This window comes from Rummeliibacillus pycnus (assembly GCF_002884495.1).
GTDB classification, from domain to species: domain Bacteria; phylum Bacillota; class Bacilli; order Bacillales_A; family Planococcaceae; genus Rummeliibacillus; species Rummeliibacillus pycnus.
This window is the reverse complement of record NZ_KZ614145.1, coordinates 2,120,803-2,133,450: the sequence shown is the minus strand read 5'-3', so window position 1 is coordinate 2,133,450 and position 12,648 is coordinate 2,120,803. Positions and strand designations below refer to the sequence as shown.

The 12,648-nt window shown below is 34.1% G+C and carries 11 protein-coding genes; 6 read left to right on the top strand and 5 right to left on the bottom strand.

The features are described from left to right. Nucleotides 1-98 precede the first annotated feature (98 nt). The 6 genes from CEF14_RS10585 (at nucleotide 99) to CEF14_RS10560 (ending at nucleotide 7,212) form a co-directional block, all read left to right on the top strand. Nucleotides 99-995 (top strand): LysR family transcriptional regulator, encoded by an 897-nt coding sequence (locus CEF14_RS10585; protein WP_102692831.1) that lies wholly within the window; start codon nucleotides 99-101, stop codon nucleotides 993-995. A 62-nt stretch (nucleotides 996-1,057) separates the two neighbouring features. Further along, nucleotides 1,058-1,771: a 2,3,4,5-tetrahydropyridine-2,6-dicarboxylate N-acetyltransferase gene (gene dapD, locus CEF14_RS10580; RefSeq protein ID WP_102692830.1), complete on the top strand. Its 714-nt coding sequence runs from the start codon at nucleotides 1,058-1,060 to the stop codon at nucleotides 1,769-1,771. Nucleotides 1,772-1,784: 13 nt separating this feature from the next. After that, the gene (locus tag CEF14_RS10575) at nucleotides 1,785-2,909 is read left to right on the top strand and encodes an N-acetyldiaminopimelate deacetylase (RefSeq protein WP_102692829.1); all 1,125 of its coding nucleotides are present in this window, start codon (nucleotides 1,785-1,787) and stop codon (nucleotides 2,907-2,909) included. A gap of 165 nt (nucleotides 2,910-3,074) precedes the next feature. Continuing rightward, a complete protein-coding gene (locus CEF14_RS10570) occupies nucleotides 3,075-5,438 on the top strand; it encodes a hypothetical protein (RefSeq protein WP_102692828.1) in 2,364 nt (787 codons plus the stop codon). Beyond that, nucleotides 5,435-6,373, top strand: a complete 939-nt coding sequence (locus tag CEF14_RS10565) for an ABC transporter ATP-binding protein (protein WP_102692827.1) — start codon at nucleotides 5,435-5,437, stop codon at nucleotides 6,371-6,373. The genes CEF14_RS10570 and CEF14_RS10565 overlap by 4 nt, the downstream gene beginning before the upstream one ends. After that, nucleotides 6,370-7,212 carry an ABC transporter permease gene (locus CEF14_RS10560; RefSeq protein WP_102692826.1) on the top strand — a complete coding sequence of 281 codons (843 nt, stop codon included), beginning with the start codon at nucleotides 6,370-6,372 and terminating at the stop codon, nucleotides 7,210-7,212. Before CEF14_RS10565 ends, CEF14_RS10560 begins: the two co-directional genes overlap by 4 nt. A 246-nt stretch (nucleotides 7,213-7,458) precedes the next feature. On the opposite strand, the gene CEF14_RS10555 is transcribed toward CEF14_RS10560, so the two are convergent. From CEF14_RS10555 to CEF14_RS10535, 5 genes are all read right to left on the bottom strand, one after another. Next, nucleotides 7,459-8,631: an MFS transporter gene (locus tag CEF14_RS10555; RefSeq protein WP_245890139.1), complete on the bottom strand. Its 1,173-nt coding sequence runs from the start codon at nucleotides 8,629-8,631 to the stop codon at nucleotides 7,459-7,461. Nucleotides 8,632-8,880: 249 nt separating this feature from the next. After that, nucleotides 8,881-9,954, bottom strand: coding sequence for an ABC transporter substrate-binding protein (locus CEF14_RS10550; RefSeq protein WP_102692825.1), 1,074 nt, complete (start codon nucleotides 9,952-9,954; stop codon nucleotides 8,881-8,883). After that, nucleotides 9,951-10,742 carry an ABC transporter permease gene (locus tag CEF14_RS10545; RefSeq protein ID WP_102692824.1) on the bottom strand — a complete coding sequence of 264 codons (792 nt, stop codon included), beginning with the start codon at nucleotides 10,740-10,742 and terminating at the stop codon, nucleotides 9,951-9,953. The genes CEF14_RS10550 and CEF14_RS10545 overlap by 4 nt, the downstream gene beginning before the upstream one ends. Then, the gene (locus CEF14_RS10540) at nucleotides 10,726-11,562 is read right to left on the bottom strand and encodes an ABC transporter permease (RefSeq protein WP_407690452.1); all 837 of its coding nucleotides are present in this window, start codon (nucleotides 11,560-11,562) and stop codon (nucleotides 10,726-10,728) included. The genes CEF14_RS10545 and CEF14_RS10540 overlap by 17 nt, the downstream gene beginning before the upstream one ends. Beyond that, complete coding sequence (locus tag CEF14_RS10535; RefSeq protein WP_102692822.1) at nucleotides 11,540-12,643, bottom strand: ABC transporter ATP-binding protein; 1,104 nt, start codon at nucleotides 12,641-12,643, stop codon at nucleotides 11,540-11,542. The genes CEF14_RS10540 and CEF14_RS10535 overlap by 23 nt, the downstream gene beginning before the upstream one ends. Nucleotides 12,644-12,648 lie beyond the last annotated feature (5 nt).

Below are 12,648 nucleotides of genomic sequence, written 5' to 3'. Positions count from 1 at the left end.
ATTGACTTACTAGAATGAAAGTATTGAAAAATGCTATCATCTATATGAGAATAAGGATTTAAGGATTGGAGAAGTTTTAGAAAAAGGAGGTTCTTTGCATGAATACAACAGAAGCTCAAATCATCAAAGTGCTTTCTGAAGAAGGAAATATGCGTAAAGCAGCAGAACGATTATTTTTGTCTCAGCCTGCTTTATCCCAACGTCTACAATCCATTGAAAAAGATTGGGGAGCTCAACTTTTTATTCGTTCCCAAAAAGGACTAACAGCTACTCCAGCAGGAGAGCTTGTCATTCAATTTGCGATTGAAATGATGACGAAAAAAGAAGAAATATATGAAAACATTCAATCATTAAACTCAAAAGTGCATGGTACTCTTAAAATTGCATGTGCATCCATTGTCGGACATACATGGTTACCGAAAGTGTTAAAAGATTTTGTAACGCAATATCCAGATGCAAAAATTTCACTGATTACTGGTTGGAGTTCGGAAATAGTAAAATCGCTTTACGATGGTGAAGCGCATGTTGGAATTGTACGTGGACATACAGATTGGAAAGGTTCAAAACAGCATCTTTTTAGAGATACTTTGTATTTGGTGGATACAGAAATTACTTCTGTTGAGGAAGTTTTTAATACGGAAAGACCATTTATACAATTTAAAAGTGATTCAAATTATTATCAAGAAATTCAACAATGGTGGCAACGTCATTTTTCTTCTAATCCACGTCATCAAATTACAGTGGACCAAATTGAAACTTGTAAGCAAATGGCTTTAAATGGAATTGGTTACGCAATCTTACCATCTATCACTTTAAGTGGTCAAGAGGATGTTAATACGATTCCATTGACGAATAACGAAGAAGAATTTGAATTAACTCGTGATACATGGTTAATCGGTTATGAATCATCGTTTGAATTAAGACAAGTTGCAGCTTTTGTAGAACTTGTGAAAAAACATGCAGAGTGTTTGTATGATTATTCAAAAAATAAATGAAATATTCTCATTTTTCGTGTACAATAAGTGCATATTTTTATATTTATAGGAGGAATTGTTGAATGCAAAAATTAAACGCACAAGAAATTATTTCATATTTAGCAAATGCTAAAAAAGCAACACCTGTAAAAGTTTACGTTAAGGGTAATAATGTCTCTTCATTAGCATTTGGGGAAAGTAGCAAAGTTTTTGGAGAAGGCAATTCTGTAGTTGTTTTTGGTGAATGGGCGGAAGTACAAAAAACATTAGAAGCTCATAAAGATATTATTGAAGATTATGTAATTGAAAATGATCGTCGTAACTCAGCTGTTCCAACTTTAGACTTAAAAGGCATTAATGCACGTATTGAACCAGGTGCAATCATCCGTGATCAAGTAACAATTGGTAACAATGTTGTGATTATGATGGGCAGTGTTATTAATATTGGTGCAGAAATTGGCGATCGTTCAATGATTGATATGAACGCTGTATTAGGTGGTCGCGCTACTGTCGGAAAAGATTGCCATATTGGTGCAGGTGCTGTTCTAGCAGGTGTTATTGAACCACCAAGTGCTGATCCAGTAGTAATTGAAGATAATGTTATGATTGGTGCAAATGCAGTTGTATTAGAAGGTTGCCGAGTGGGAGAAGGAGCTGTGGTAGCAGCAGGCGCTGTTGTTACGAAAGACGTACCTCCATACACTGTTGTTGTAGGTGCGCCTGCAAGAGTGATAAAAGAAATTGATGAAAAAACAAAATCAAAAACAGAAATAATGCAAGATCTTCGTCAATTATAGGAGTTGTTGACCGATGAAGTCTTTATTGGAAATCAGAAGGGATTTACATAGAATTCCTGAAATTGGATTTCATGAAGAAAAGACACATAAGTATTTACTTCATGTGATTGAAGAATTATGGAAGCCTTATTTCAAAATTGATACATGGAAAACAGGTATTATCGTAACTATTACTGGAACAAATCCACAATTGAAAATTGGATGGCGTACGGATATTGATGCTTTGCCTATTACTGAAAATACTGGATTACCATATGCATCTGAACATCCAGGGTTTATGCATGCTTGTGGTCATGATTTCCATATGACAATAGCACTTGGTTTAGTAGAGGCCTTCTCAAAACAGCAACCAGAAAATACAATCATTATTTATTTCCAACCTGCAGAGGAAGGTCCTGGTGGGGCGAAGCCGATGCTTGAATGGATGCAGAAGGATCGTCCTGATTTGCTACCTAACTATATTTTTGCAATGCATATTGCACCAGAATATCCAGTTGGAACAGTGGCAACTAGACCAGGAATGCTATTTGCAAACACATCGGAGTTATTTATTGATCTGCATGGTAAAGGAGGACATGCTGCCTATCCTCATCATACAAAGGATATGACAGTAGCAGCTGCAAACTTGATGTTGCAACTGCAAACAATTATTAGCCGTAATTTAAATCCTCTAGATAGTGGGGTAGTTACGATAGGAAAAATGACTTCCGGCTATGTACAAAATGTTATTGCTGAGAATGCACGTTTAGAAGGCACAATTCGTACCATGTCGGCAGAATCAATGGCACTAATCAAAAAACGTATTGAAGCATTGTGTAAAGCCACTGAAATAGCTTATGAATGCAAAGTTGAAATAGACTATGGTTCATCATACTATCAAGTGTACAATCAAGAACAATGCGCAAAGGCATTACTAGCAAGTGCTGAAGATGTTCCCGGTGTGGTTCCGTACGAGTGTTCACCAGCTATGACAGGAGAAGATTTTGGATTTTTCTTGAAAGAAATTCCAGGAGCTATGTTCTGGGGTGGAGCTAATACAGAATTTGGTTTGCATCATGCATCTATACAGCCAGATGAAAATTTAATAGATGTAAATGTTCGTTTTGTAGAACATTTTTTACGTCATTATGGTGTGTAGTTTAGACAGTTTAGAATAACAGAATGGAGTTAAAGGTATGTAGTTGCATACCTTTAACTCTTTTTTGTATTGATTATGTAATATTTTAGTATTTTTATGCAAATAAGGAACCTTATTGACTGGAAATCCGTAATAGTATCAAAGAGAAAAGAGGAGGTCATTTTTTTGCAGAAAAGACTATGGATTATTTTTTCATGCATGATCTTATTATTAAGTATATTACCAACCTTTGCGTTTGACGCCATAGCTAAAACAAAATTAGATGTTAAAGTGACTGCTGGTTTTGATAATAAATACAAAGATACATTGGGCTTACCTGTATTGCTAACAGTTACAAATAGTGGCGAAGCATTTTCAGGAGATATCGTTATTGATAATCAGGAAAGCTATTCTGGAGGAATTGGAGTAGTTGTACCACTAGAAATTGGTTCGAATGAGACAAAAACAATCAAACTAATGCTTGATTATTTTACGGATCATTCTTCAGGTACAGATAAAACGATTCATATTTATAAGGATGGTTGGAATAAGGAAGATGAAGTGAGCTTTACAGGCGATGATAAGATTAAGCCTCAGATGTATGAAAGAGATGGGGTCTTTGTATTAACCTTTACAAATAGTGTTGATCGCCTATCTGCATTAACCAAAATTTCATCATTAAGTTCAAGTCAAATGGAAATTATTCATCTTGGTCAATTAAAGGAGGATCTGATTCCAACAACTGCTAATGGTTGGACAATGGCTAACGTTGTTGTGGTAGATGAATATTCTATTACATCTTTAAAGGAAGAAGAGCAGCAATCTCTTTTAGAGTGGGTTAAATCAGGTGGTACGATTGTAATTGGGGCTTCCGATAATCTAGATGGAGAAATTGGAATATTGCAAAACTATTTGCCGCTTTCTATCAATGATAAAACGATTCATATTACTTCAAAAGATATACGAAAGTCTCTAAAAGATATAAGACTTTCAAACGGAATTTCTGCTTATCAAGCTCAAAAAGTTGAACCAGCAAAAACAATACTAGAAATAGACCATCATATTTTAGCTGCAAAACGAAATTTAGGAAATGGGCAGGTCATCCAAACAGCATTTTCTTTAGGTGATGAACCACTTTCAATAGATAAGAATTATGATAAATTACTACAAAAAGTAATTCCGTTTAATACCATTAATCATGTTACTAATCGAATGAATAGTATTGATGGTAGTAATACATATTCAAATGAATTATTTCCTACATTCCAAGTGTCAACTATGCTTTTAGTTATCGTTATTATTCTTTATATTATTATTGTTGGACCACTTTTATATTTTATTTTGAAAAAGAAAGACAAGAGGGAATTTGCTTGGTGGCTGGTACCTTCACTTTCACTTTTTGTATCGATTTTGGTATTTGCTTATGGTGCAAAGGATCGTCTTTCAAAACCACAAATTCAACAATCTGCAGTTTTTAAAATTAATCAAGATGATAGCCTGACAGGATATTATGTGAACTCATTGTTAACCAATCGAAGTGGTGATTTTAGATTTAAGGTACCTCTAAATAGTACTGCAACATTGGTCCGGAATTTTAATAATATAGGTTCAATCCATAAACAAGGCATGATAGAGCAATATCAAAATGAAAAAGAATTAACTTTACGTAACAATCGATATTGGTCTGTATCAACCATAGCTGGTCAAACACAAATACCAAGTGTGGGTAGTTTTCATATTGATTTAGAAGTGGAGAATCGAGCAATAAAAGGAAGTGTAACAAATAATTTACCTTACACAGTGAAGGATGCCTCGATTTGGTATGGTAGTCAATGGTTAAAGATAGGTACTATAAAGCCAAAACAGAAGCTTAAAATCACACAAACAATTAATGGTGCACTATTAATACCTGCAATGCCAATCTCATCGAATAATTCAAATTCAGTGAAGAACAAAGACGATATTATGGAAAATCGCAAGGAAATGTTAAAGGAATCGGGCTACGGTATGATCGAGAATACAGAAGAGCCTGCACTTGTTGGTTGGGTTGATGAACCTATCACACCTATTTCTATAAAAAATAGTAAAGTAGATTTATCAGCTATTAATTTAGTTATTCAAAGCTTTAGTCCAAAAACGAAATTTTCTGGTGAATTTGTTTTACCTGCGAATTCAATGAACTTTATAATCAATCCTATTTCAAATGCAGGTTATGCCGAGCAATCCCAAGAAAATAGTGGGATATGGTTAATAGATGAAGGAGTATATGAATTCAACTGGACAATTCCTGATACGCTTCAAAACAAGAAGTTTAAATGGACAGAATTGCAAATGGCTAATACGGATACTAAAAATGTAACACTTCAAATTTTAAATAATAAAACATTTAATTATGAGCCTATCAATGATGGACGATTCACATTAACAAAAAATATTGAAAATTATATTTCAAATAATGGTCAAGTGAAATTTAGGTTAGAGAGAAAAAGGTCTGCTAATAATAGGATGACTGCTCCAACACTACAACTTAAAGGGGAGGTCAAACCATGATAGAAATTAATGGATTAACAAAGAAATATGGTTCCTTCTATGCATTACAGGGGCTTGATCTCACCATTAATGAGGGAACAGTTTTTGGCTTTGTTGGCGCAAATGGCGCAGGGAAATCTACAACATTTTCCATATTATCAACATTACTGCAACCAACAGCAGGGGAAGCATTTATTGATGGTATCAGTGTAACGCAAAATCCTGAAGAAGTTCGTAAACTAATTGGATATATGCCGGACTTTTTTGGTGTCTATGATCAATTAAAGGTAGGAGAGTATTTAGATTTTTTTGGCTCAAGTTATGGTGTTCCTGCTGAAAAAAGAGCTATGCTTATTCCACAATTATTAGAACTCGTCAATTTAACACATAAAAGATATGACTATGTGGATGTGTTATCTAGAGGGATGAAACAACGTTTATGCTTAGCTAGGACTTTGATTCATGATCCAAAGGTTCTCATTTTAGATGAACCTGCATCTGGTCTTGATCCAAGAGCGCGAGTAGAAATGAGAGCTATTTTAAAACAGCTTAAGGGAAAGGGAAAAACCATATTAATTTCATCACATATTCTCCCTGAGCTTGCGGAAATGTGTGATGAAATAGGTGTTATTGATCAAGGAAAATTGATGGTCCATGGTTCTGTAGCAGAGATTCAAGCACAGCTCATGGGAGAAAAATTGATTACAGTAAGATATCAAGCTGGGTATGACTTGAACTTAGCAAAACAATTCTTTGAGGAAAACCCATTCGTATCATCAATCCAAATAACAAAAAATCAGTTAAACTTCCGTTTTACTGGTTCTGAAGAGGATCAAATAAGGTTAATAAAGCAAGTAGTCGTACAGCAAGACGCGCCGATTCTATCATTTGCAGAAGATGAAAAAGACTTAGAGGATGTTTTTATGGAGATTACAAAGGAGGTTGAAAAGGTATGAGGTTATCATTTCATAATCCAGTTCTAATAAAGGAATTGAAGCTACGTTTCCGTTCTTTTAAAAGCTTTGCAGGGATTCTGTTTTATCTACTGGTTTTAAGTGTCTTCGTTTTTGGTTTTATTTTTATGTCAACTAATTTATCTGGGAGCAGTTTTATTAATCCTCAACAGAGTGTGATTCTCTTTGCACTACTGTCATATGTACAGCTGGCATTGATTTTGTTTATTACGCCTTCTTTAACAGCAGGGGCAATAAGTACAGAACGTGAAAAACAGACCTTGAATATTTTATTGACATCTCCTCAAAGCTCTTTTCAAATCATTTTTGGGAAAATAAGTTCGTCAATCGTTTTTTTATTATTATTACTTATAGCAGGACTACCACTTTATAGTTTAGTCTTCCTATTTGGTGGTATCTCCCCAGGACAATTACTGATTATTTTTGCATTCTTAATCGTAACGATGTTGGCTATTGCTAGTATTGGTGTCATGTTTTCGACATTAATTCGCAAAACCATTATTTCGATGATTACCACTTATGGAGCTATGTTATTTTTGAGTGGCATCACTGCATTTTTCTTTATGATTGGTATTAGTACGATAGAAAATTCGCCTGGATTAAGGGACCCAGCACCCATTTCGCATTTTTGGGCAATGATCAATCCGATTGCTTTAATGTTGACATTAATTTCACCTGAAATGTCAGACTCATTAGTTGAATTGACCAAAATACATTTTCCGGTTTGGGCAGGGTATCTAATTTTTTATGTAGCAATCACAGTAATTTGTCTATTTATATCAGTAAAAAAGTTACGTGTCGATATGAAAAAGAACAAATGAGGCGTTTGACAATTAACACGTAGTTAAATGACAAAGGTGGTTCAAAAAGTCCGTCAGCAATAATTTACAATCTATAGACTCTATAGAGCAAAAAAGTGGCTGTACAAAAATGATAAATAACTCATTTTTGTACAGCCATCTTTCTTAAATTGTAAAAAATAATTTTCTAGGCACCTCACTAAGCAAGAAAAGGGGGTCCTCATTTTATTTGATAGTTCTACGCTTAAGTCATTAACAGTTGCTAGATCAAGATGAATGAGTAGCAAAAGTTTTTTTGTTCCAAATGAATGTAATTAAGTAACATGCCATTAAGATAACAGTGCCGAGTATAAATGGGATATTTAGATGCCAATCGAGTAAAGTGCCTGCTAAAGCTGGTCCAATCATATTCCCAAGGCTCATATAAGCGTTATTCATACCGGCTGCATACCCTTGTTCTTTACCGGCTACCTTTGAAATGAGCGTGTTTACTGCTGGTCTGATTAAGGTTGTGGCAGTTTGGAATAAAGTAGTTACGAAGAGAATAACAAAGAAGCCACTGACAAATATCATGCCTAGCATTGAAATAGCCGCCACAATAAGACTTACTAAAATAATATTCATTTCACCAAAACGTTTAAATAACCGGTTCAATAAAACGCCTTGAACAATTACCCCAGCAAATCCGCCAACTGTCATTAAAATAGCTATATCATTTGGAGTAAAGTTAAATTTATAAGTTAGGAACATTGATAAAGTAGCTTGGAAGTTTGCAATTCCAAATGAAAATACAAACACAACAACTAATAATACAAAGTAAGATGTTTTAAATGAACGAATCATTTCTTTTACAATATTATTTCCAGTTGGTTTATCTACAAGAGTTGGTTCCGTTTTAGGTAAAAAGAATAATGATAAGATCGCCGCAGTTATTGCAGCAATACCAGCTACAAAGAATGGAAAGTGCAAACTAACATTGGATAATGCACCACCTATTCCTGGTCCAATCATAAAGCCAAAGGAAATGGCAGCACCAATCATACCCATTGCTTTTCCACGTTCTTCTAAAGTCGTAATATCAGCTGCATAAGCCATTATTGGTGGAGTGATGAAAGCGGATCCAACCCCGATTAAAAATCGTAAAACAAATAGTTCCCACAATTCAGTAGATGAACCAAATAGAATTTGACAAATCCCATTCAAAAGTAATCCAAATATAATTAATTTTTTTCTACCAAGTTTATCAGATAGGCTTCCAGCTATTGGAGAAAAAATGAATTGAGCAAAAGCAATTGTTGCAATTAAAAATCCGAGCACTTGACCTTTTGCCCCAAATTCTTTTAAATAGCTTGGCATAATAGGAACAATTAAGCCAATTGCACTCATCGTTATAAACATATTGAACATTAATAAAATGAGAGCTAATTTAGTTTTTTTCATATATTCTATGTGTCTCCTCATTATTTCGTATATCTAAGTATTTTTTATCACTGTGTTTTATTATATCGATTGTTTGTGAGACGTTCAATCATATAAACTTTTGAGGACTGCTCACAGAAAGCATCAGTAGTGGAAATGAAGAGGGTATCATTTATTCTAATTAGAAATGCTTGTGGAATTGATCGAATCTAACTATAAATAGCTTTCAATTAATAGAAAAAAGGCCCTTACTAGTAAGAGCCTTTAGGTTTAGTGAAGAGACATCTTAAATTTTAAGAATAACTCATTGTACTCTCCAATTTTTTCTTTTCCTAAATTTCTATAGACATGAAGTTTATTTCTGATTTCTTTTGAAGGGTAGTAGCGTTCATCATTGACTACTTCAGGATCTAGTAATTTAAGTGCTGCTTTATTGGGGGTAGAATAACCAACATAATCAGCATTTTGAGCAGCATTTTTGGGATCACACATGAAGTTAATAAATTTTAAAGCACCTTCATAGTTTTTAGAAGTTTTTGGAATAACCATATTATCAAACCATAAATTTGATCCTTCTTTAGGAATACTGTATGTTAAATCTTTGTTTTCATACATCATATCTGCAGCTTGGCCAGACCAAGTTAAAGCAACTTCAGCATCCCCATTAATCATCATTTGGGTTACTTCGTCGCCAATCACTGCTTTTACATTTGGTGCCATTTTGATCAATTTGTTAGTAGCTGCATTTAATTCACTACTATCTGTTGAGTTAAGTGATTTCCCCATACTATTTAAGCCGACACCCATTACTTCACGTGCACTATCGACTAATATTACTTTTCCTTTTAAAGAAGGGTCCCATAAATCATTCCAGCTATTAAAATCATAGCCTTTTAACAATTTGGTGTTATAAACAATCCCTACAGTTCCCCAGAAATAGGGAATAGAGTATTCATTCTTTTTATCAAAATCTAAGTTTAAAAAATCCGGGTCAATGTTCTTTAAATTTGGAACTTTGCTATGATCAATTTTCTTTAATAGATGACGTTGTTTCATTTGCTCAATCGTATATTCTGAAGGTACGGAGATATCATAGTTTGTACCACCTTGTTCGATTTTTGTCATCATTGCTTCATTAGAGTCAAATGTTTCATATATGACATGAATCCCAGTTTCTTTTTCAAATTTCTTAAGTAAAGCTGGATCGATATATTCTCCCCAGTTGTAGACAGTTAGTATATCTTTCCCTGATTTTCCTGATGTTGTATCAATACTGTGTGCAGTATACATAAGTAGGGCACATACAAGTAATATTACGACGGTTGCTCGAACTAATGATTTCATTTATGAGCCCCCAATCTTTGGCGATTTGTAATAAAGTGATAACTCAAAACAAGTATTAATGTTACAAAGAATACTAATCCGGAAATAGCGTTTACTGTTAGTGAAACACCAGCTCTTGCCATTGAGTAAATTTCAACAGATAGCGTACTAAATCCATTCCCAGTAACAAAGAATGTTACAGCAAAGTCATCTAAAGAGTAAGTTAATGCCATAAAGAAACCAGCAAATATCCCTGGTTTTATAAAAGGTAAAATGACTCTAGTTAATACATCACGGCGGCTAGCACCTAAGTCCAATGCAGCATCAATTAGTGATGAACTCATTTCTTGGAGTTTTGGTAATACCATTAAAACAACAATTGGAATACTAAAAGCCGCATGAGATAGTAAAACAGAAGTAAAGCCTAATTTAACCCCGATTATGGTAAATAATATTAAGAAAGAAGCACCGATAATAACGTCAGGACTAACAATCAGAATATTATTTAATGATAAGACCATATTGCGTAGTTTACGATTCCGAATTGCAATGATTCCAATAGAACCAAGTGTTCCAATGATTGTTGAGATTAAGGCAGACAACAAGGCAACAACGACCGTATTAATTAGAATAACAATTAATCTGGTATCTTCAAATACATCGCGATAATGACTTAATGTAAAGGATTTGAAATTTGTCATGGAATCGCCGCTGTTAAAAGAATAAAATACTAAAAATAGAATCGGTGCATAAAGAACGGCAAAAACAAAGGTTAAATAGAGTTTTGATCTTTTATTTAGCTTTTCCATTACGTGCCGCTCCTTTTCGCTTTTCTCCAGTGATTAACATGATGATAAACATAAAAATGATTAAGAAAACAGCAATCGTCGAACCCATTCCCCAGTTCTGTGTTGTTAAGAATTGTTCTTCTATGGAGGTACCAAGTGTAATAACGCGGTTACCAGCGATTAATCGAGTAATCATAAATAGTGATAGGGAAGGGATAAATACTGCTTGAACGCCAGCTTTTATGCCATTCATTGTTAATGGAATAATGACTCTTCGTAAAGTTGTTAATTTTGAAGCACCTAAATCACGGGATGCATCAATTAATGCAGGATTCAATTTATCAAGCGAATTGAAAATCGGTAAAATCATAAATGGTATAAAGATATATACAGAGACAAATACAAATGCAAAATCTGTAAATAGAATTTGCTGATTTGGTAATCCAATTGCTTTTACAAATGCATTAATGGGCCCCTTATTACCGAAAATGCCGATAAACGCGTATGTCTTTAATAGTAAGTTGATCCATGAAGGAATAATAATCAAAATTAACCAAAGTTGTTTATGTTTTGTTTTCGTAATCAAATAAGCTGCTGGATACGAAACTAATAACGAAAATAGTGTGATTAGAAAAGCATACCAGAAAGAACTTAAAGTCATTTTCAAATAAACGCTAGTAAAGAAATTTCTATAGTTTTCAAAAGTAAAATGACCATGTAAATCTAAAAGAGAATAATAGAATACTAAAAGAATTGGTGCAATAACGAAGCAGAAAATCCAAATATAATAAGGGATGAGAGAAAATAAATTCCCTTTTCTACGCATTGTTTTCTTCTCCATAAGACTCTAGTCTTCTATCAAAATCTTCTTCAGATTCGTTTAATCGCATGACATGAATGGCTTCCGGATCAAAATCTAAGCCGATTTTTGCACCAACATCTGCTTTTTTTAATGAGTGAACAAGCCATTCATTGCCATCCTGATCGTAAGTAGAAAGTTCATAGTGTACACCACGGAACAATTGTGTATCTACTGTTACGACTAGTTTGCCATTTTCAATATCCGTGATTTCTAAATCTTCTGGTCGAATCACAATATCCACTTTTTCGTTTGGATTTAATCCTTTGTCAACACATTCAAAAGTTTTACCAGTAAAGGTAACCTCGTAATCCTTTACCATTGTACCCGGTACGATATTGGATTCGCCGATAAAATCAGCAACAAAACGATTTATGGGTTCATCATAAATATCAACAGGAGAACCGCTTTGTTCAATATGACCTTCATTTAAAACGAAAATTTCATCTGACATTGCAAGTGCTTCTTCTTGATCATGGGTGACGAATACGAATGTCTTTCCTAAACGTTGTTGTAGTTCACGAAGTTCATATTGCATTTCCGTACGAAGTTTTAAATCTAGTGCAGAAAGTGGTTCATCTAATAAAATGATTTCAGGATCATTGACAATAGCGCGCGCTATCGCAACACGTTGACGTTGACCACCAGACATCTCTGCGATTTCACGTTGACTATAGCCAGCTAAGTTTACGAATTTTAATGCTTCTTCAACTCTTTTGATGATTTCTGCTTCTGCTATTTTTTTAATACGTAAGCCAAATGCTACATTTTCAAAAACATTTAAATGTGGAAATAATGCATAATCTTGAAAGACTGTATTAACTTGTCGCACATTTGCAGGAACATTGTTAATTTTTTTTCCATTAAAATAAATTGAGCCATTTGTTGGTTCCATAAAACCAGCGATCAAACGTAAAATTGTGGTTTTACCACAGCCTGATGGTCCAAGTAAAGTATAGAATTTTCCACGTTCTAATTCAAAGCTGATATCTTTCAATACCACAGTTCCATCACTATATGATTTTGAAACATGATCAAATCGAATAATTGTGTTTTCCGACATTTACG